24 protein-coding genes and 2 pseudogenes are annotated in these 20,965 nt (G+C 46.1%); 2 read left to right on the plus strand and 24 right to left on the minus strand.

What is annotated here, in order from left to right; all coding sequences use genetic code 11:
* Positions 1–6 precede the first annotated feature (6 nt).
* From G4D54_15305 to G4D54_15345, 9 genes and pseudogenes are all read right to left on the minus strand, one after another.
* The gene (locus G4D54_15305; GenBank protein QJA03705.1) at positions 7–870 is read right to left on the minus strand and encodes a hypothetical protein; all 864 of its coding nucleotides are present in this window, start codon (positions 868–870) and stop codon (positions 7–9) included.
* 19 nt (positions 871–889) lie between these two features.
* On the minus strand, positions 890–1,105 hold the full coding sequence (locus tag G4D54_15310) for a conjugal transfer protein (protein ID QJA03706.1): 216 nt from the start codon (positions 1,103–1,105) through the stop codon (positions 890–892).
* Positions 1,106–1,108: 3 nt separating this feature from the next.
* On the minus strand, positions 1,109–1,420 hold the full coding sequence (locus G4D54_15315) for a single-stranded DNA-binding protein (protein QJA03707.1): 312 nt from the start codon (positions 1,418–1,420) through the stop codon (positions 1,109–1,111).
* A 167-nt stretch (positions 1,421–1,587) separates the two neighbouring features.
* Positions 1,588–2,391: pseudogene (locus G4D54_15320) on the minus strand (TraM recognition domain-containing protein).
* A gap of 95 nt (positions 2,392–2,486) precedes the next feature.
* Complete coding sequence (locus G4D54_15325; GenBank protein QJA03708.1) at positions 2,487–2,852, minus strand: hypothetical protein; 366 nt, start codon at positions 2,850–2,852, stop codon at positions 2,487–2,489.
* Positions 2,853–2,930: 78 nt separating this feature from the next.
* A complete protein-coding gene (locus G4D54_15330; GenBank protein ID QJA03709.1) occupies positions 2,931–3,125 on the minus strand; it encodes a hypothetical protein in 195 nt (64 codons plus the stop codon).
* 43 nt (positions 3,126–3,168) lie between these two features.
* On the minus strand, positions 3,169–4,032 hold the full coding sequence (locus G4D54_15335) for an ATP-binding protein (protein QJA03710.1): 864 nt from the start codon (positions 4,030–4,032) through the stop codon (positions 3,169–3,171).
* Positions 4,029–4,763 carry a replication protein gene (locus G4D54_15340; GenBank protein ID QJA03711.1) on the minus strand — a complete coding sequence of 245 codons (735 nt, stop codon included), beginning with the start codon at positions 4,761–4,763 and terminating at the stop codon, positions 4,029–4,031. Before G4D54_15340 ends, G4D54_15335 begins: the two co-directional genes overlap by 4 nt.
* A gap of 113 nt (positions 4,764–4,876) precedes the next feature.
* The gene (locus G4D54_15345; protein QJA03712.1) at positions 4,877–5,275 is read right to left on the minus strand and encodes a hypothetical protein; all 399 of its coding nucleotides are present in this window, start codon (positions 5,273–5,275) and stop codon (positions 4,877–4,879) included.
* 126 nt (positions 5,276–5,401) lie between these two features.
* Here G4D54_15345 and G4D54_15350 point away from each other — a divergent pair, with 126 nt between their 5' ends.
* Positions 5,402–5,680, plus strand: coding sequence for a type II toxin-antitoxin system RelB/DinJ family antitoxin (locus G4D54_15350; protein QJA03713.1), 279 nt, complete (start codon positions 5,402–5,404; stop codon positions 5,678–5,680).
* Positions 5,677–5,967: a type II toxin-antitoxin system YafQ family toxin gene (locus G4D54_15355; protein QJA03714.1), complete on the plus strand. Its 291-nt coding sequence runs from the start codon at positions 5,677–5,679 to the stop codon at positions 5,965–5,967. Before G4D54_15350 ends, G4D54_15355 begins: the two co-directional genes overlap by 4 nt.
* Positions 5,968–6,074: 107 nt before the next feature.
* Here G4D54_15355 and G4D54_15360 read toward each other — a convergent pair whose 3' ends face one another.
* The 15 genes and pseudogenes from G4D54_15360 to G4D54_15430 all read right to left on the minus strand — a co-directional run bounded on the left by G4D54_15360 (position 6,075) and on the right by G4D54_15430 (position 20,707).
* On the minus strand, positions 6,075–7,520 hold the full coding sequence (locus G4D54_15360) for a MobA/MobL family protein (GenBank protein ID QJA03715.1): 1,446 nt from the start codon (positions 7,518–7,520) through the stop codon (positions 6,075–6,077).
* Between the two features lie 186 nt (positions 7,521–7,706).
* A complete protein-coding gene (locus G4D54_15365; GenBank protein QJA03716.1) occupies positions 7,707–7,997 on the minus strand; it encodes a DUF3847 domain-containing protein in 291 nt (96 codons plus the stop codon).
* A gap of 28 nt (positions 7,998–8,025) precedes the next feature.
* Complete coding sequence (locus G4D54_15370; protein ID QJA03717.1) at positions 8,026–8,487, minus strand: sigma-70 family RNA polymerase sigma factor; 462 nt, start codon at positions 8,485–8,487, stop codon at positions 8,026–8,028.
* Positions 8,488–8,497: 10 nt separating this feature from the next.
* The gene (locus tag G4D54_15375; protein ID QJA05215.1) at positions 8,498–8,950 is read right to left on the minus strand and encodes an RNA polymerase subunit sigma-24; all 453 of its coding nucleotides are present in this window, start codon (positions 8,948–8,950) and stop codon (positions 8,498–8,500) included.
* Positions 8,951–9,053: 103 nt separating this feature from the next.
* A complete protein-coding gene (locus tag G4D54_15380) occupies positions 9,054–9,467 on the minus strand; it encodes a sigma-70 family RNA polymerase sigma factor (GenBank protein QJA03718.1) in 414 nt (137 codons plus the stop codon).
* A gap of 477 nt (positions 9,468–9,944) precedes the next feature.
* Positions 9,945–10,316, minus strand: a complete 372-nt coding sequence (locus G4D54_15385; protein ID QJA05216.1) for a metal-dependent transcriptional regulator — start codon at positions 10,314–10,316, stop codon at positions 9,945–9,947.
* A gap of 2 nt (positions 10,317–10,318) precedes the next feature.
* Positions 10,319–11,818 (minus strand): energy-coupling factor ABC transporter ATP-binding protein, encoded by a 1,500-nt coding sequence (locus G4D54_15390; protein ID QJA03719.1) that lies wholly within the window; start codon positions 11,816–11,818, stop codon positions 10,319–10,321.
* Positions 11,819–11,828: 10 nt separating this feature from the next.
* A complete protein-coding gene (locus G4D54_15395; protein QJA03720.1) occupies positions 11,829–12,557 on the minus strand; it encodes an energy-coupling factor transporter transmembrane protein EcfT in 729 nt (242 codons plus the stop codon).
* Positions 12,557–13,144, minus strand: a complete 588-nt coding sequence (locus G4D54_15400) for an MptD family putative ECF transporter S component (GenBank protein QJA03721.1) — start codon at positions 13,142–13,144, stop codon at positions 12,557–12,559. Before G4D54_15400 ends, G4D54_15395 begins: the two co-directional genes overlap by 1 nt.
* 18 nt (positions 13,145–13,162) lie before the next feature.
* Entirely contained in the window at positions 13,163–14,911 is a 1,749-nt protein-coding gene (locus G4D54_15405) for an ABC transporter ATP-binding protein (protein ID QJA03722.1), read from the minus strand.
* Positions 14,908–16,656, minus strand: a complete 1,749-nt coding sequence (locus tag G4D54_15410; GenBank protein QJA03723.1) for an ABC transporter ATP-binding protein — start codon at positions 16,654–16,656, stop codon at positions 14,908–14,910. Before G4D54_15410 ends, G4D54_15405 begins: the two co-directional genes overlap by 4 nt.
* Positions 16,657–16,740: 84 nt before the next feature.
* Positions 16,741–16,929 (minus strand): conjugal transfer protein, encoded by a 189-nt coding sequence (locus G4D54_15415; protein QJA05217.1) that lies wholly within the window; start codon positions 16,927–16,929, stop codon positions 16,741–16,743.
* A 43-nt stretch (positions 16,930–16,972) separates the two neighbouring features.
* Positions 16,973–17,590, minus strand: coding sequence for a TetR/AcrR family transcriptional regulator (locus G4D54_15420; protein QJA03724.1), 618 nt, complete (start codon positions 17,588–17,590; stop codon positions 16,973–16,975).
* 187 nt (positions 17,591–17,777) lie between these two features.
* Positions 17,778–18,134 (minus strand): TnpV protein, encoded by a 357-nt coding sequence (locus tag G4D54_15425; GenBank protein QJA03725.1) that lies wholly within the window; start codon positions 18,132–18,134, stop codon positions 17,778–17,780.
* Positions 18,135–18,160: 26 nt separating this feature from the next.
* A pseudogene (locus G4D54_15430) lies at positions 18,161–20,707 on the minus strand (DUF4368 domain-containing protein).
* Positions 20,708–20,965: the final 258 nt, after the last annotated feature.

The following is a 20,965-nucleotide window of genomic DNA, read 5'->3' on the forward strand; positions in this document are numbered from 1 at the left end:
TTTCTTTTAGTGTGCATTTAATATGCTTTTGGCCAGTGTTCCGCTCTTTAACATCATTAACCCTAGCAAAACCGCATATCCAAGTATCGTAAAGGTACTTGTGTGTATATCTGTTATCTGTATTGTCTTAACTAATACTGTGTATATTCCAAGACAAACCATTAAAAAGAGTCCTTGTAATCCTATGGCAAATAAGCCTTTGATATAGTTTATTCCAATCTGCCCCCACTCTTTATTTCCCATTGTGGCAAATGGAATAGCTGAAACGGATGAGTAAACATAAATCTCAAACATTCTTCCGTAAACCACCAACATAATCACAATAGAGATTCCCTGTATAGCTATCTTTATGAGCGAGGTTTCAAAGAGTATCATGACAAGCTCTCCAAGACCTTTATCTTTTAAGCCATCTACCATTTTTACTATCTGATCTCCTGAGATAACGGCAGAGGTATTGATGACCCCTGCCGCTTTATTTACCATGTGCTGTGCCACATCAAAGACCGCCATAGAAAACTCAAAAGCATGAGACACTAACCATACGGCAATCCACATCTTTATGATGTATTTGAAAAATTCAAAGGTATCCGTATCGTGCATATTGTTCTTTTGCATAACTATATTGATAAGCTCGATACAAAGGACTGCCGTTATGATTAGCCCCGCTATGGGGATGACAACGGAATCGTTAATGCTTTTTATAAAGCTGAAAACCTGTCCGTTCCACCCCATCGGGGTCTTTCCTACATCTGTTGCAATGGCACCAACTTTATCGTTGATGTCAAGAAACATGGACTCAAGATTCGCTTGGATACCGCCCAGTAGAATGTCTTTGAAAAACTCCTCTATCTTGTCGAATATCCCAAACATTTACCTTCTCCTTTTCTTCTTACTTGAGTACATTTGCAAGAAGTGGAATCAGCTTTAATCCAATAAGGACGATACCTCCTCCTGCCATTAACTGCTTAATGCCCTGAGACTTTGCACCCGGATTATCATTACCATAACCTTCCATCAGGTTAATAACGCCCCATGCTCCAAGTCCTGCACCTACTGCCATAACTAAAATCTTTAATACATTTACTGCCTGTGTAAAAAATTCCATTGTTTATTCCTCCTCGTTTTTTTCTTTCGTTTCAATCTTGTTATATGACTTCACAACAAAGTTTTTGTAAGTCTTTCCGTCTTTTTCACGCTTCTTAAAGTAACCGAAAATATGGATTAAATCGCCTTTTTCAAAGGCTTTTACTTTCTCCGCTTTTTCTCCATAGGCTGCACAGTTGATATACTCCTTACCTTTCCCATACTTTTTTACAAGCGTGAAGTTTGCAACCTCAACAGTTTCTCCCTCTTTGTCAAAACTTGAAAAAGTTGGTTCTGCAACTAAGTTGGCATTGATGTTAATCATTTCTTGCTTCATTAAAAATTTCTCCTTTTCTTTTCAATAAAAAAGCGACCGGAGTTTTTTCTTTTCCAATCGCTAATGTTCATACTATTTACTTTTTTCTTAGTGGGGCTTCGTATTCTTATCATCTTACCTCCTGACTTTGAGTAATAAAAAAAGCGGCAAATCTATGTTCTTTAGACTTACTGCACTCTTGTAATAACTGTTTCTCTATTTAGTTTTGCTTTCCCTTTTCGCTTCATATAACTTTCTATATCAAACAAATTTTTCTTATCATAATCCTCAAGTAGCTTATAGTTTTTATGCTTTGTAATATCGAATTTATCCGATAGAAAAGGTCTTACACCTCTAAGCTGAAAGATACACTTGCCACCATCCATTACGGTTATCTCATCTTGACTCATAAGCTCCTTACCTGTCTTTTGGTAATTAAGTCCAAAACTCTTTTGATTACTCCTTGTTTCCGATGTGTTGTAAAGGTCTATGGTTTCTTTTCCCAGTATTTCGGAAAGTTCCTTTAATGTAGTTTTTTCCTTTCCGCCAAGAAACAAGGTACTATCACAATTCCCCACGATTGTGTCAGCATTATCTTTGTAGATTGCCTTTAGTTGAGATTGCGCTTGAAGAATTATACTTGCTGATATTTCTCTGGAACGGATTGTCGCTATTAGTTTTTCAAATTTTGGAATTAAGCCGATATTCGCAAATTCATCAAGTAGACACCTAACATGAATTGGAAGTCTACCACCATATACATCATCTGCCTTATCGCAAAGAAGGTTAAATAGCTGCGAGTACATAATTGACACTACAAAGTTAAAAGTATCATCCGTATCAGAGATAATTACAAAGAGTGCTGTCTTTCTATCTCCAAGTGTATCAATCTCAAGTTCATCTTCTTTCATCAAGTCCCGCAGCTCTTGAATATCGAATGGAGCAAGCCTTGCACCGCAGCTTATAAGGATAGATTTTGCTGTTTTTCCAGAGACAAATTGTCAAGGACTTTTTAATCAAATTCACAAAAAAGCCACAAAAAAAGTGCCAGAAGCAGATTTTAGCTCCTGACACTTTTGCGGATGGGTTATTTGCTCCTGCTTAACAGTTCGTCGCAAAGGTACGCATATTCCGGCAGTTGGCCGATATAGGGTTTCCAGCGCCGCTTAATCTCGGCCAGTTCCAGCGGATCGGCGTCCTCGAAGTCATGGTCGTTTCCGGTCATTCCAAAAACATCCAGTGCTATATCATTCAAGCACTCATAACAAAGGCCAGCAGCGGACTCTATCCAGTTGCCGGTATCAATATAGACTGGGTCGATAGATATTGCCAGCCACACATAGCCGACCTTGTCCGACCAAACCAAATCATAAGCAGTCATTTGTTGGATGTGTTTCTCGAACACTTTACGGACGCGCTCAATCTCATTTTTCTCTTTTTCTGTGTACAGCATTTTCATGTCCTCCTTGGCTAAAAGTTTTGGCGTGTACCATCATCAGTTTAACACAAGGCGGCTTCGTTTATCAGTCTATCACATCTGCTGAATTTCATTCTTGAGCATACGCTTGATTTTATCGCTCATGGTTTCTGTGCTGGTATTGCTGAAATGGACATGAACCTTGTAGGTTGTCTTACCGATTTTCTTTACCATCGCCGGCGTGTTTTCCGGCGCTCTGGACGCAGTAACGGCGTCTGCCACCTGCATAGTACGGGGTTCTTTGTTCATGGCGCTCCTTTCTCCGAACGGGTCTGTGCCGCCCGGTAAAAAATCAGTCGTGCTTACTGTTTACAATGTCTTTTGCTGTCTGTCGGGTAGCACCGGCATTTTCTTCCCGGAAATTCTTCCCGTCAAAAAGAATCGGCGCACACCGTTCCAGAATACGGTCATAGATACGGGCGTGGGCCAGATCAGGCGGGGTTTTCAGCTCGGACAGTTTCAAGTTTGTTGTGATAATCATGGGCCTGCGGCTGCGGTAGCGGCTGTCGATGACGAAAAACATCTGCTCCATAGCATATTCGGTACTGCGCTCTACTCCCAGATCGTCAATGATAAGCAGGTCATACTCGTCAAAGCTGGCGATAAAGTCGGCCCTGTCCTCGGAAAACATTCCCGTCAGACGGTTCAGGATGGTGGGAAAGTTCGTCATCAGCACCGGCACATCCTGGTCAAGCAAAGCGTTGGCAATACATCCGGCGAAGAAAGACTTGCCGGTTCCCACATCTCCAAACAGCAAAAGCCCGATATTGCTCTTATATGCCTCCTTCCAGTTCTCCACATAGGCGCGGGCCTTGTCCATCAATGGGTTTTCGCCGTTGTCGTTGGCAAAGGTGTAGTCATAGAGATAGCGGTCTTGCAAGCCCTGTGCCTTTCGGCGTTTGATACGCTCCATGCGGCGCTGCCGTTCTTCAGCAGCCTTGCGCTGCTCCTCAGCCTCCCGCTGGCACTGGCAGATGCAGCGCGGCATAAAGTAGCCGGATTTCCCGAAGCATGGCACAACGGTCTGCCTCTGGCCGCCGCATTTCTTACAGTGAATGAGGCCGTCTGCCGGGTCTATGTACTCGTCCCCGGCCAGTTCCATACCGACGGCTTCCTTGTCGATCAGCGCCCGGATTTCTGCGGTAATCTCCATCATACGGTTTCATCCTCCTTTACGCTGTAATCCCGGTTGCGGGTGGGCGGGGCCGCCTTTTTCGCGTCTTCACCGGCCCAGCGCCGGATGGTGGCGGCATGGCTCTGATACCGCTTACCGGTAGAGGCCATGTATTCGGACAGCTTTTCGATGTACTGGCCCCATACAGCAGGAAAGCTGACCTGCAAGTCTGCCAGTTCCTCGTCCGTCAGGAAAACATTCTGGTAACGGCCATAGGCGCGGGCGGAGCGTCCCTTCTCTATCTCTCTCTTTATCTCTATCTCTTTCTCTAACTCTATCTCTATCTCTGGTGGACGAATGTCGGACAAATGTCCGCCGTTTGTCCGGGGCGCAGAAAGAGCCTTATTTTGAAGCCTTGCAGCCCGCTTTCGCTCGGCCTCGGTAGAGGACTGGCCGATTAAAAGTTCGATGTTGCTCATGTAGAATGTGCCGCTGTCCAGCACTTCCACAAGACCCAGCTTCAAAAAGATCTGCAAGGCTCTCTCCACAGTGCCGATCTGCTGGCGGGTAATGGTGGCGATCATCTGCGCCGTGTAAGGAATGTCCTCGTCAAGTTGAAGCCGTCCACCATGTTTCAGCGATTTCAGATACAGCTTGAGCAGAATGTTGGAATACAGCACACCATCCTGCATACTTTCCAGCAGCACGATGGAATCATCGTCAAAATAGTTTTCTTTGAGTTTCAGGTAATAATATTTTCGGTTGTCTGACATAGGGTTCCTCCTTGGGGTTTCTCTTGGGATTCTGTACGCATTTTAAGACCGTTTTAGGGGTCAGAGGATAAATCTATCAGCCTGCCTTTGACACCCTCGAAAAAAGCCTTGATTTACAAGGGTTTTTCAGCCCCTAAAGCGTGACATTTCTCCCGTTGTTTCCGCTTGCGCTTTGCGGCGTTGATCCGCTTCATGCGTGCGGCACATTCCGGGCAGTATTTGGCCCGGTTGGAACCGGGGGTAAACAGCGCCTCACATACGGCGCATTTCTTTGCATTCAGCCGGTGGAACAGCGCCGTTTCCAGTTCCTTATCCTGCGGCAATACCGCCGCCCGAAACCACCTGCACAACAGGGAGTAGGAAATAGACTGGACACAGACACATTCCTCCCCATCGTCCAGGGCGATACAGTTTCCGTCGATGTAGTTACAGCACTCATGCACCAGCCTCCGCACTCTGCGGTACTGGCGGTAATCCATGACGGGGATAGGTTCAGACTTATTGTTCTTCATAAATGATTTCTTTCATAAAGTTGGTAACCTCCTTAAATGAATTTATTGTTAAATATTCGTGCAATGTATTGTTTTCTTCGTGCAAATGGCATATACTATAATTGCCAGCAGAAAGGGGTTGATCGTATGGCTGGAAATACCACAAACATCAGTATCCGCATGGACGCAGATTTGAAAGCACAGGCGGACGCACTGTTTACTGAACTTGGCATGAACCTGACTACGGCGTTTAACATCTTTGTGCGCCAGTCGCTTCGTGAAGGCGGCATTCCCTTTGAAGTAAGGCTGGAACAGCCGAACAAAGAAACGGTTGCTGCCATGCTGGAAGCGGAAAGGATTGCAAAAGACCCGTCTGTAAAGGGCTACAATGACCTTGACGAGTTGTTTGCTGACCTGAAAAGATGAAAGAAACCAAATATACCGTCAAGTACACGACCAGTTTCAAAAAGGACTACAAACGAGCCATCAAGCGTGGCTTGAAGATTGAGCTGCTGGAGCAGGTCGTAGCATTGCTGGCAATGGGCGAGCCGCTGCCGGATAAAAACCGCGACCATGACCTGTCCGGCGATTGGGCAGGCCATCGGGAATGTCATATTCTCCCGGACTGGCTGCTTGTCTATCGCATAGAGGATGATGTTCTGGTGCTGACGCTGGCCCGCACCGGCACACACAGCGACTTGTTCGGCAAATAAACAGTCTGCCGCCGTATGGGGAAACCTGTACGGCGGTTTTTCTGTATGCAAAGGTATGTCGTGAAACGCGACGCACTTGACAGGGGTACGCCAAAACGCGGTAGCCTTTACCGCTCCGGCCCACGGTCGTGAGACTTGTCCCTTTCCTGTCGGGACAGCTGCTCGGCGGTTTTGCGGAGCCGTTCCACTGCTTTCAAATCCTCCCTCATGGATTTCATGGCAAGCGTGTCCGTCTGCTTTCCGGCGGTCAGCTGGTCGATCTCCCACTGCCATGCCTTCGGGGTGATTGCCTCGCCGCTGTCTTTCAGTTCTTTCAGATACCGGGCCGCTGCGTCATACAGAATCAGTTCCCGGCTGTGGCGCTGTTCAAACTGTTCCCGTTTTTCCGGCTTTACTTTGGCAAGCTGCTTGTGGATGGACTTGTACTGGTTGTACTGTTCCCACATCTCCCCGCGTTCGGTAAGAATGGCGATCCGGCGCTCAGCCTTGACGATCTTTCCCCGCAGGTCATAGTAACAGCTGTTCATATCAGCGATTTTTTCATGAAGCTGCTGCATAGACTGGATGCCGTTTGCCTGCAAAAAGCTGAATAGTGCAGCGCTTTCTTGCAAAGCCCGGATTTTGCCGGTGCGGGTGCGGGGAGCGTTCAACTGCTGTTGGGCTTCCCACAAGGCGATCAAGCTGCTTTGCTGCGTTTGTGGTTTTTCCGCTTCGTCTTTCGACCAGAGATAAAGACGGGTAATGCGGGCTTTGATTTCTTTCAGCAGCTTGTTGTCGGCGGCGATCTGCCGGTTTACTTCGCCCTTGTCGGTGCGGATGCCGCGCTTTTCCATTTGGCTGGCGGCTGGCCCCAGATGGACAGAGGGGATTTTATCAATGCCCTGCCGCTTGTAGCTGCGGTGGTCAATGCGCTCCGGTCTACCGGCAGATTCCAGCGCCCGGTTGGTGTAGGCTGCCCACGCTGCCCGCCAAATCTCCACATTTCCTTTATCGTTCCAATCGGTTGTATCCTCACGATGATTTTTCCAGCCGCCTTTCCCATCCGGGATACGCTGTCCATTCTCGTCCAGATCGTATGCCTTGCGGCACTTTGCGCCCCACTGTCCATTTTCTTTCAGAGGCCGGAGCGTCAGCATGATATGGACATGAGGGTTGCCGGTTCCCTTGTCATGGATAGCAAAATCGGCGCACATCCCCTTGTCCACAAAGTTGTCCTTCACATAGGACCGGACAAGGGCAAGCTGCTGTTCTCTGGACAGTTCGCGGGGCAGAGCTGCCTCAATCTCGCGGGCAAGCTGGCTGTCCCTTGCCTTCTCGATTTGCTCCACGCTGTTCCAGAGGATAGAACGGTCTGCAAATTCCGGCGGGGCGTAAGCAGGCAGCATGATCTCCGCATGAACAATGCCGCCTTTCCGGGTGTAGTCGTGGGTCATGCCGTCCCATTCATTTGTCAGCTTGGTTCCGCTGCGGTAAGCAGCTGCGGCAACAGCAGAACGGCCTGCGCTGCGCTTGATGATACTGATGGGGATATGACAGAAATCTATGGGGAACACCTCCTTTCAGTGAGGGGATAACAGGCTCTGTGGAGCCGGACAAACGCAAAGTGGGTGTCTGGCTGCGCAGAGCGCACAAGGGGTTTGGGGAGCGTAGCTTCCCATCGTGGACGAAGTACGCAACGCCCCCGGCAGGGCGCACAGCACCGGCAACGGTGTATAAGTGCGCCCTTGTAAACAAGGGACTTATGGCGTGTCCCCGGATTTTGGCAGGTTTGCAGTCAATTCCGCAGCCCCCGGAAGATGGGACAGGGTAATCAGAAATGCTTTGACCTCCGCGCCGGAAAGGTCGGGAGCCAACGGGAAAATCCCCTCCAAAACGGCTCCACGCTCAATCAGGCGGCGGGTGCGAACCCTGCGTTCTTCGTTCCGCTGCTTGTTCTCCAAAATCTTCTTTCGGTTTTCAAGCTGCCGAATCTCCTTCAGGACTTTCTCCCGTTCTTCTTTTTGGGGGTGGGCTGTAATTTTTTCGTTCATGTCAGGCACCTCTTTTCTTTGGAAATACTCATAGATTGACCGTCCATTTCTGTCGAGCAAAGTACCGGCGCAGCCTCCGCAGTGCGGCATGGATGGATTTTCCCGCCTGTGATGGCGTGATACCCTCCATTGCGGCAATATCTTTCACTTTCATACCCAGCATATAGCGGGCATGGACACGGCGAGCCTGCATAGGCGGCAGGAAAGAAATGGCTTCATACAATCGCCGTATCAGTTCTTCGTATTCGGCTAATTCTTCTTTTTCTATCAGGTAGTCCTCCGGCGATGGCTGCGCCCAGCCGATGGCGGCATTTTCGATTCCATCGTTACAATCGAGGGAATAAAACGCCTTATACCGGAACATCTTGCGATCTCTGGCGGCCTCGGCTCTCTTGTCCAGAAGAAACGCTTCGACGATCTCATCGGACACCTCCACAAAAATGTCCTCTTTGCAAAATGGATAATATTGTTTGAGATTGATGGTCTGCATAGGCACGCCCTCACTCTGTTTGGAAAAGGCCATCATAGCAGCGGCGCATATTCCGCAGCCCCCGGTGGATGGCAACGCTGACCTTACTGCTATGGATACCCTCTCTCCGGGCGATTTCCGGCTGCTTGATACCAGCAATGTAGTAGGCGTGAACACGGCGGGCCTGTGTCGGAGTGGCATGAGCCAGAGCCACCGGCAGAGCTGCAATCAGGTATAGGCGGGTGGTCATTTCTTCTCGTTCCAGCAAAATATCTTCCGGCGATCTGCTGTGTTCCAGTGCGTAATTTTCCAGCCAGCTGTATGCGTCCAGAGAGTAGTAGGCGCGGTGGTAGACTTTCCGACGCTCATAGTTCTCCATCTCCCGCTTGGCCTGATACATCGCTGCCCATACCTCGTCCGTAACATCCACAAACTCGTCATGCCGGTAGTGGGGATACATCCACCGCAGATTGATTGTTTTCATAGGCTTACCTCCTGAAAATCGGAGAGGCGGACAGCTCGTCCGCTGTCCGCCCCTCGCTGAGATAAGGGAAATGATCCCTTTCACTTGGTAGCCAGAAAACAGGTCATTCGTTAAGCCTGTTCTCAAAGAAATTTATAAATTTTTTTCTGACCGCCTCCACACTTTGATAAACAGCCACTTTGGAGCAGCTGCACAGCACACCGATCTCTGCAAGGCTCAGCCCGTCAAGCGCATAGAGCAGGAACCGGCGGCGCTGGGCCTCGGTACAGGTGTCCAGAACAGCCATCAGCTCATGCAGCGTTTCCATGCGGCAAAGGTATTCCTCCGGCGTTTCACTGTAAACGCCCACGCCCTCGGTAAAAGCTATGTACTCGTCAAACTCCCGGCCATCCCAATGCCTCCGCTGTTCATGAAACAGGTTCTCCGTTTTGTGATCGGCCCGGTCAAGAAATTCATAGACTTCCAGCGTAACCTCCACGGCCACAGCTTGTCCGTTATAATTGATGGTAACTTCCATCTGCCTTTCCTCCATTCAGATTTTTTTGGTAAATCTGAATGGGGCGGCGGAGAACGGCACTGGGGCCAGGGTTCGGGCCATGCTGGCCCGATGTTACGGCCCCACAGGTATGAAAAAACGCCCGGACAGCAGAAAGCTATTCGAGCGCAAAAACTCCAATATTCACTTACAGAATGACAATTTTCGCACCGGCTGCCAGACGGGCCTGTTCGTTGACTGGGCTTTTTTTGACGGTAGTGAAATATCGTCTGAATTTGTCGGCGGTCAATGTGCTTCATGGCGGTTCCCTCCTAAAGCCGCCGTGTCAGCGTGTAGTCGTCACTCCTTTGTTGAGGGCATAAGGAACGGCGGCCTTGATGTTACTCAAAACCGCCGCAGTACCTGGAAAATCCATTTTGGGCGCACAAAGCTGCCTGCCCTGCAACGGTTTTTTTCTTTCCCCGTCTTGCGGGGCAGGATCGCTTGGCTTATTCGGTTTTAGTTTTGCTCTTGTTCGGCTGCCTCTTTCAGCCGGTCAAAACTCTCATCGCTGATGATGTGTTCAATCCGGCAGGCGTCGGCCTCCTCAGTCTTGGGGTCAACGCCTGCGGAGATAAGCTGCTCAGTAAAGATGCAGTGACGTTTATAGATTTTTTCAGCCACCTCGCGGCCCACATCGGTCAGATGGAGAAAGTGATCTTCGTCCATCATAATAAAGCCGCCGTCCCGCAGGGTAGCCACTGCATGGCACACGCTGGGCTTTGACACCTCCATGTGCCGGGCCACATCTACGGAGCGCACCATACCGCGTTTCTTTTGGAGAACAAGGATGGTTTCCAGGTAGTCCTCCCCGGACGCATGAAGTTTTATATTTAATCACCTTCAAAAGCAAAGAACCTTTGCAGTCGTTCCCTGCTTATTCTGTTCCATCCATCACTCCATAGCACTTTTCCGTTTTCTATAAAGACAAAGTAATTGCAGCACTCCGCAATCAGCTCCGGGTCATGAGTAACAATAAACAAGGTTTTCCCCAACGAACTCAATTCCCGCAAATTCTCTGCCACTTTTTTCATGTGCCGATAATCCAATCCGCTTGTAGGCTCGTCAAAAACAATAACCTGTTTATCAGACGCAATCGCGCTGGCAATCGCTACCCTCTGTTTCTGTCCGCCGGACAACGACATAGGATGGGCGTCTCTAAATTCTGAAATGTGCAGACTTTCCATAATACTTTCTGCCTCATGCGCCGCTTTTTCTTCATCTGAATTATCCAGACTAAGCAAGATTTCATCCATTACACTTTCCGTAAAAAGTTGGTGGTTTACGTCCTGCATAACCATATAGCAGGTCTTAATTCTCTGATTTGCCATATAAGTTTTTCCATTCATGCTCATACAGCCTTTTGCGGTTTTGAGCAATCCGCATAAATTGTTAGCAAAAGTCGTTTTCCCGGCTCCATTGTTGCCGACTACTCCAACCACCGAACCTTGCGGAATCATCAAATCTGATATATCCAGCACCTTCCGCTTTTTCTTCTTACCTCCGGAAGCATTTTTATAAGAAACTTCAAAGTCCCTGATATATAGCTGCTTTGTCGCACACACTGTGCTCTGCATTTTACTAAAATCTTCAGACTGTAAAGTTCTAAGACCCAGCGCGTGCAATTCGCCTGTAGATTTCTTTTTGAAGTCGGAGATGGAAAGGTTTTCTTTTATTTGCCCGCCCTGCATATATAGAATGCGATCTGCAATATCCATCAGGTAATACAGGCGATGTTCCGCAATCACAATCGTTTTCCCCTGTGCTTTCCATTTCCGCAATACATCTTTTAATTCTCTGATTGATTTAATATCCAAATTGGAAGATGGCTCGTCCAGTACGAATATATCCGGTTCCATTGCGGAAACGGACGCACAGGCAACTTTCTGTTTTTCGCCACCGGACAGTGCAAATAAGCTCCTATTCAGTAAATCTTCGATTTTTAACGCGCCTACCGTTTTTTCTATCCGCGAATTGATTTCGTCTGCGTCGATTGCCAAATTCTCACATCCAAATGCAATTTCACTGGTAGTATCCACTGTAAAAAATTGTGTCCTTGGATTTTGAAAAACAGAACCAACCACACCAGACAAAGCATAAAGGGATACATTTTTTACATCTATCCCTTCCACAATCGTCTGCCCGGTAAGCGTTCCTTCGTAATAATGCGGGATAAGCCCATTTATTAAACGTGTGAGTGTAGTCTTTCCGCAGCCGGATTCTCCGCAGATCAAAACAACCTCTCCGTCATGGATAGTCAAATTTATATTTTCGATTTTTCCTTTTGAACTGCCTTGCTCATATTGAAAGGCTACATCCTTAAACTCTATCATTTCAGCCCTCCTAAAAAAGCAGGAACACCAACAGGGCAGCAGTAACAATAATCATAAGCGCAAAATCTTTCCAATGGAAACCGATCTTACAAATGCTTGTACGCTTTTTTCCGTTTCCTAATCCTCTTGTCAAAGCTGCCGCAGACAGGTCATTCCCTATTGTTACTACAGACATCATAAGAGGGACAATTCGATATTCTAATACTGCTTGTGGATTCTTGAAAAAATTTTTCCCCGTGATTCCTCTCATACGCATAGCGTTTCCAATAGATCCCGCTTCTTCGGAAATTGTAGGGAAGAACCGGAACATAACAGAAAACGGGATAATGAATGCTTCTGGTATATGCATACGCTGCATGGCAAGGACAAACTCACTAACCTTTGTAGTCGAGAGAAGATAATAGCCCATCATGGCGCTTGGAAACCATCGTGTTCCAAATTGAGCCAGCAGCGATATTATAATTGTTCCTATTAGTCCCATATACGGAACAAGAAATATGTTCACCATCCATGAAACAACAAAAACAATCAAATAGATGATGGCAACCTTTTTCCTACTGCCCGAAAGCAGGAGGAAAAAGGGTACCAATGCCAGAATCGGCTTTAACCAGAAACTAATACCGTCCGTTTTTCCGTCAATCATTACAATACTGAATATTACCAGCATATATAGCTTTGTTCTTGGATCAAGCCAGAAACGTCGCTCCGAATCAACTGACAGTAATAATTCTGGTTTCATTAAACAATGCCCGCCTTTACAAAATGCTTCTTCAAAATTGCCTTGCCCAAATACGCGCCGATCACTCCGCCAACAAGGCCTAAAACAATGACTACCGGCAGCATCCAGTTAGCGGTAAGGCCCATAACGGCGTTGATGTATTCATCCGTACCTCCTTTGCTTCTGTACGCCTCAAAGAAAGTATCTCTCATAATCCACATAGGCAGCATGGAGCCGACTACCCATTCGGTAAACACGCAATATCCCAGCACAGTATGTTTCCAGCTTTTATATTCGCCAGCCTTGAAGATTAAATCAGCAAGAAAACCGAATACGATTCCAAACGGAATCGAAATCCAGCTTTGTCCCATCAGAAAGCAGAGGACGCTGACCAGCGTACCCATAATAGTTGCTGCACCAAATTTTCCGGTCTTTGTCAGGAACAGCATGAACGGGATGCCGCCCAATATTCCCAGTACAAGTGGAATGATAACTGCAAAGATAGGGATGTAACCCAGCATACCTGTGATAAAGAACATCACAAAGTAGATGACGGTAAAAATACCGATGTTGATAAAGTCTTTTGCGTTCAATTTTTTCTTGTCCATTGTAGGAACTCCTTTCTTTTATGCAAGGCTGTCTGCCTTGATTTTCCAACCGATAGCTTTTTCTCTCATACCAACAAAATCTGCATAAATACCTGCTTGTTTGATAAGCTCGTCATGCGTACCTTGCTGAGAGATTTTACCACGGTCGATAACGATGATTTGATCTGCATTTTTTACAGTTTTCAACCGATGAGCAATCATAATAATTGTTTTTCCCTGTGTCAGCGCCTCAATCGCTCTCTGAAGCTCGGCTTCATTTTCGGGATCAACATTCGCTGTGGCCTCGTCAAGAATAATGATGGGTGCATCTTTCATAATCGCTCTTGCAATAGAAATCCTCTGCTTTTCACCGCCGGAAATGGTTGCACCGCTTTCTCCGATTACCGTCTGGTAACCCTCCGGTAATGCTGAGATGAAGTCATGGCACCTTGCCGCCTTTGCTGCCTTTACGACATCTTCATGGGTGGCGTTAGGGCAGCCGAATTTGATATTGTTCTCAATCGTGTCAGGGAACAGATACACATTCTGGAATACCATGCTGATATTTTTCATCAGGCTGTCCAGCTTATAATCTTTGACATCAATGCCGCCGATACGGACGCTGCCGCTATCAACATCCCAAAAGCGTGCGATTAAATTTACCAGTGTTGTTTTTCCAGAACCCGACGGACCGACAATCGCCGTTGTGGTTCCTTGTGGAATTGTGAGCGATACATGATCGATTACTTTTTTATCCCCATAGGAAAAACTCACATCCTGCATTTCAATGTCCAGCCGGTCTGGGGTCTGTTCTTTGCCGTCAATGTCAATCTGAGGACTTTGGTTGATTTCTTCCACACGGTCAATAGAAGCATCGATCATGGAAAGCATAAAGAACATTTCTCCCGCGCTTTCCAACTGGCTATATACCATGAACGCCGATACTAAGATTATCAGACAATATGTCAATTCCAGCGTGCCGTTTATGAAAAGAGCGATAGAGCAGAAAGCAGCAGCGGCACTGGCAATCCGAAGGACAACCTGCTCGGCAGCTATATAGGGAATTCGCTGTCTTTCAATAAGCTGGTTTTTCCTCTGTGTTTCGTCAATAGATTTTTCCAGTGTGGTATTTGATTGCTTTGCCATGTGGAACGCTCGCACAACGCTCATTCCCTGTATGTATTCCAGTACAGCGTCCATAAATTCTGTTTGTGCATCTAACCGTATGGGAGATAATCTTTTGGAGCAGCGCAGGAGCATTGTGTTAATTACCATGAACAAAATTACGCCAGTTAAAAAAATCAAACTGATCTTCCAGCTAAAATAGCTCATGGCAACAGAAAAGATACTTGCGTGGATTACACCAACCAAAGTCCGTACGATAACAGCAAAGGACATGCTTTCAAGGTCGCTCATAGTCGCTGTTGAAACGGATGTGAGGTTGCCCAGACTATGGCTATTGAAATAACCCATCGGCATATATTTCATACGGTTGCCAATTTGAATCCTCTTATCCTCACACATTCGGTAGCTGCCTTCGCCTTCTTTTCCATGCGCCAGATACCAGAAAATAGCGGTGCCGATCACACTGACCAGCATAATACCGAAGGCTAAAAGCGCAGTCTGTGCGGTGATATTATCATGGACTAATCCGTCCAGCACTACCAGAAGGGCAGCAAATTGCAGAGCCTCTAAAATGCACCGTATGATTTCATACAAGAGTCCTAAATACCAGTTTCGGCTCTGGCGGCCCGCAAATTCAAAAAATTTTCTAAAAGAATGTATCATACTGTTTTCACCTCCTTTGCACCTATATGGGCTGTCCACATCGTATGATAAAGACTGCACTCTTTTAGTAATTCCTCATGCGTTCCCTTCGCTTGGATTGTCCCATCCTTTACAACAACGATCTGGTCGGCATCCGTTATTGTGGACAAGCGGTGAGCAATTACAATCAATGTTTTTCCCTTTGTCAATCGGCTGATGGCCTCCTGTATTACCGCTTCATTTTCTGGGTCAGTATAGGAAGTTGCTTCATCAAGAATCACAATCGGGGCGTTTTTTAGCATAGCTCTGGCAATCGCAATTCTCTGGCGTTCTCCACCGGACAAGTGCCCTCCGGCACCGCCAACCACGGTTTCATATCCATGTTCAAGATTCATAATAAACTCGTGGCAGCCGGAAGCCTTTGCAATCTGCTCCACTTCGGAATCGCTTGCCTCCGGTTTGCCCATACGGATATTGTTACGCACCGTGTCGTTAAACAGATAATTATCCTGCGATACATAGGAAATTAAATCGTTCAGTTGGTCGGTAGAAATTTCTTTTACGCTTTTACCACCAATCGTAATCAATCCCCCGGTCACATCCCAAAAGGACGCGATCAATTTTGCAATCGTTGATTTTCCGCTGCCGGACGGTCCTACAAAAGCTGTAATCTTTCCTTGGGGAATTGTCAGATTAATTCCTTTCAAGACCTCTTTTTCGTCGTATGCAAAATAGACATTTTCCAGAGAAATATCAAGGTTTGGCAAATCGTATTTTCCCTCTGGCCGGACAAGTTCCGGCTGGTTTAATATCCCGTCAATCTCGCCCATTACGGTGCCTATTTTTGCAATATCATCAGTAAAGAACATCGCGGCTACAAGCGGGCCTGCAATTCCCAATGACAGGACAATAACCGTAATAAAGGTAGCGGATGACAGGGAACCATTCATGTAAAACAGGCATCCAACTGGAAGTACACTGATCAGCGCCGCAGGCCATACACTCATCATAATTGCCGAATATTTTTGTGTGTCTTTCATCCAGTCTAAAATCAGGTCTGCGTTTGCATGAACGGCATCTGTAAATTTCTGATAGGAATTATCCGCCTGATTAAACGCCTTAATAACTTCAATACCGCCGATGTATTCTACCGTTGTTGCGCTCATGTGATTTCCGGCTTTTACAACTTCCCCATACTTCTTGGGATATTCTTTCATCATTCCCATGTAGCACATCATTCCAACAGGAATGGTAATCAACGATACTAACGCCATTCTCCAGTCCAGAATGAACAGATAAATGATGATTGCGATTGGTACGAGAAGATTTGAGGTCATTTCCGGAATTACATGAGCAAGGGGAACCTCTAACTGTTCAATTCGTTCCACCATGCCATTTTTTAGCTGCCCGGACGGAGTGTTGAGAATATAGCCCATCGGCACTCTGGTAAGTTTTGAGGCAATTTTCCTCCTTGCCTCGGACAGCACTGCAAAGGTTGCTTCATGGGATGCCCTTGTGGAAATCCCCATCAATATCGCTTTTAGGACAAAGCCACCGCCGGAAATCAAACACCACATCATATAAAATGATAAATCCCGATTCCCGGAGAGCAACTCAATCGTCATTCTGGCTGTTGCAAAATAGGGAACAATGCCAAAGGCAACTCCCAACACAGCAAGAACAACAGAAATGATGTAGCCCGTCTTATGCGGTCTTGCAAACTCTACAAGCCTGCCAAATGGCTTGCCGCCCTGCGACTGATTCATATAAATCCCTCCTTATGTTAGTTTTTACTAACTTTTATTCAAAAAAATAAGCCGATAATCTGTCATGTGATTTACACAAACAAATTATCGGCTCTGCGTCTTAGCGTCTGGCACTACTGATAATCGTATTTTCATGTTGTCAACATCTATCAAACATTCCTGTTTGCATTTGGGACAAAATATTGGAAAGTTCTTTAGTGAAGTATCTGCTCGTATCTTTGTCCGCGTTCTGCATTTACAAAAAGGGCAGTGTATCCATCCGTTTTCGTCCACACAAAAGTCTTTTGTTTTCTGCATTTTCTTCACACCTTCTTTCCTATTTTCGATAGTATTCTTTCCAGCCATTCCCATAAAAAGAGCGCAATTCATTGATATACTTCTTTGCTTCTTCCATCGGCATGTCATGGATTACTACCTCAAAGATGCCGGAGTAAAAAGCACTGGAAACAACGTGTAAAAATCCATCTGTAATGCGTCCCTCTGCCAGAGCTTTACTTCCAGCTTGAATCAAGAATTTTTTTGTGCAGCCCGTATCCAGTTCTACTAATCCTTCTAAAAAATCCTGATAGTAGTTTCCCGGTGCTCTGGTAATCAGCAGCTTAAATTCAGAAAAATACTCATAGATATATGCAATCACGCCTTCAAAACCACGATCTGAATATTCCATGATTTTTTCATTCTGCTCGCGCTCCGTCAAAGAAGAAAAACCATTTAATGACTGCCGCAACAACTCTTTCAGCCCGTTAGCTGCTGGTTCTACAAGAAATCGGAATAATCCCTCTTTATCTGAATACCGCGTATATATTGTGCTGGTGCTGACACCAGCATTTTGGGCAATCGTCCGTATTGAAGCATCCGTATAGCCTTTTTCCAAAAATTCTTCTTTTGCGCAGGCAAGAATTTTCTCGTCAAATTCTTCGATTCTGCTTGCCATTGATTACCTGCCTTTCTTTTAAAACACTGTTTCAAAAACATTGTATTAAAAACACTGTTTTAATTATACCAGAGAAAATGGAATTGTCAAGAGGGGCATATGGATTTCGTGTTTCAGCAAAAATATTGACGCAACCAATGAAATTATAATCCATTTGGTTGCGTCAATGCTTTCATATTTTAGTTATTCAATTTTCTAAAATCAGTTCGGAATAAAGGATTTCCTCCACCTGTGCTTTCAGCGTGTTCATCAGCCCCACCCAACGCATAGGGTCACAGGCTTTCAGTTCTTCCGTGACACCCGCAGTCTCCATCATGTGAGGCAACATAGTGTCCACACGCTCCTGCGCTGTCCGGTCAATCTCTATCAGGTGTGGATACAGCTTCTCGCTCATCAGCAGATGGTTGTAGAGAATGGGGCGATGTTCCTTTAGGTAGGATTTTCGCATTCTGCCGTACTTGCCGATAGAAGTTTCCGGCTGTTCAGAAAGTTTTAGGTTGGGTATATCATAATCTCCACAACGAATGTAAGTCAACTTACTCATATTCATTCTCCTTTGCTTCGTGATGATTAGACTGCTGCGCTGGCTGCTATGCTGCCTTTGTGCGGTTCTTCTTTTGGTAGCTGTCCGACAGTAGAAAAAACACCTTTTTTCATATCCTCAGCCCGGATCAGGGCTTTCTTAGCGTCCATTTCCGCTTTTTTCTTCGCCTTGATTTTGTCCTCATACTGTTTCTGTGCGCCGCTGGCTTTCCGCTTCAAATAATTCTGATGAAGCCTGTCCTTGCGTTCTTCTTTTTTCCGCAGTTCTTCCTGTTCCTCCGGGGTTAAAGGAACCGGCTGTAAGGATGGTGGGATATAGCGCCCTAAAAAATTGAAGTAGATTTCAATTTCCTGCGTGGTGTCCTGGCTGCCTTTTCGGGCGCGTTCGTGGACAAGGATTTTCTCTACAAACTCGTTGAGCATGGTGTTTGTCAGAGTGTCAAAATTCTCATACTTATCAATTAGGGCTATAAATTTCTCTGCGGATTTCTGGCTCTGCTCATAGCCGGTAACAGCCTTTTCCAGCTCTGCAATTTCAATCTCAAGTGCATCCTGCTCTTTGGCATACTGTGCATCAAGCGCCTTATATCGTGCATCCGGCAGCTTGCCGAAGGCGTTGTCCTCATAGATTTTGCAAATCAGTTTTTCCAGTTCTCCGGCTCTCTTTTGGGCAGCAGCCAGACGCCTGCGCTTTTTCGATATATCGGCACTCTGTTGAGCAACCTGCGTCTCCTGAACAGTGTGAATAAATTCCGTCCGGTCATTTCTCGAATATTCAGCGATAGCCCGGAGCGTGTCGGAAACCAATGTCAGGACAGCACTCTCATTGATACGGTGTTGTGTAGGGCATAGTGTCCCACACGGAACTTTGGTATAATTGGAACAGGTATATTGAGAAACCCGCTTGCCATTGTTGGTGCGGTGGACATACATCTTGCCGCCGCAATCGGAACAATAGAGCAAGCCTGTGAGGGGAGCCGCTTCGCCCCAGCCGTTTGGATAACGCCGTACATTGCTGCGGATTTTCTGCGCCAAATCAAAGGTCTGCTGGTCGATAATGGCTTCATGGGTATTCTCAAAGATCGTCCATTCGTCCTCAGAAACATAGTGGCTTTTCTTGTCCTTAAAGTGCTTGCGGGTCTTGAAATTGATGGTATGCCCTAAATACTCTCGTTTTTTCAAAATGTTCACGATGGTAGATGATCCCCATCCATATGGGTCTTTGATCGGCTTTGAACGGTTCACACCCTCGTTGAAGCGGGCAAGGTGTACGACAGGAATTTCAATCCGGTCTGTGGATAATTTGCAGGCGATCTGGTAAGGCCCATATCCCTCCAGCGTGAGGGAGAAGATACGGCGTACCACTTCGGAAGCTTCCTCATCTACCAACCAATGCTCCCGATTTTCATCCCACAAGTAGCCGTAAATCACAGTGCCGGTCAGGTGCTTGCCACTCATGCCTTTTGACTTAAACACAGAGCGGATTTTCCGACTGGTATCACGGGCGTAAAATTCATTCATAATGTTGCGGAACGGGGTAAAATCGTCATCGCCTTTCAGACTGTCCACACCGTCGTTGATGGCAATCAGACGAACGCCTCGCTGCCGCAAAACCTCCATAACTTGACCGACCTTCAGATAGTCGCGTCCTAACCGGCTCATGTCCTTGATGACGATTGCCTCTACACGCCCTGCCTCCACTTCCTCCATCATCGCCAAAAATCCGGGGCGGTCAAAACGGGTGCCTGAGATACCATCATCGGTAAAGTGCGTAGGGTTTGGCAGCCCATTCCGGCGGGCAAAATCCTCTAACATCTGTTTTTGGTTGGATATGGAGTTGCTCTCGCCCTGTAACTCATCGTCCCGGCTCAGGCGCTCGTACAGTGGGGTAATTTTTTCATCTCTCATGGCTGTACCTCCTGAAACAAAAATGCTCTAAGTGATTGCTTCACTAACCATGACAAAATCATGATTAAGAAGTCACTTAGAGCATATATCACCCGCAGCCAATTTGTACTTTTTATATTGCTTAACCGCAAAGTGTGTAGGTTCTTTCTTTTCAAGTGCTTCAAAGAGTCTATCTATCGGATTCATGTAGGCTTCATCATCTTCTCGAACTTCTGAAGCATCTATCATATCAAGAAGCGTTGCAAAGTTCTTTTCTTCTCTTGGAGCTTCATAGAAGATGTAGCCTATAAGTGCTGTGTAATATAGTTTTTCAGCTTTCACCCAAAAATCTTCTCCTGCCTTTTCACCTTCTCCCTTGGTATTTGCAATGATTGTCTGTACTAATTTCAGTATGTCTTTTTCACTTCTAAGATAAGCAAATGGATTGTACTTCATGCTTTTTTTGAAGTTGATGGTATTTAAGATTTTTATCTCATATCCATTATCTTCAAGCATCTTACCACACTCAAGGACTATCGTTCCTTTTGGATCTGTTACACAATAGCTACTGTGCATTTGCATTAGATTCGGTTTCACATAAAATCTTGTCTTACCGGAACCCGAACCACCTATAACCAAAACATTTTTATTTCGAGCATACTTCGGATTTGATGGTCTACCATTCATTGTCAATCGTTCAGTCTGAGTGAGTAGAATGTTGTTTTGAAACTTTTCGTCCATATATGGCTCTATATCTTTTTTATTCCCCCATCTTGCTGATCCATACTCTTTCCCCTGTCTAAACTTTTTCGCATTTTTGCCTTTGGTATAGACGATAATTTTGATTAAAGCTGCTATCCCTACGCCCATTAAAATATCAGTTGGATGAATACTCGGAATAAAGCTCATGGTATTAAGCTCTAATATTCCTTGAAAGATTTTGTC

Origin of the sequence: [Clostridium] innocuum, from assembly GCA_012317185.1 — a bacterium.
Lineage (GTDB): Bacteria > Bacillota_I > Bacilli_A > Erysipelotrichales > Erysipelotrichaceae > Clostridium_AQ > Clostridium_AQ innocuum.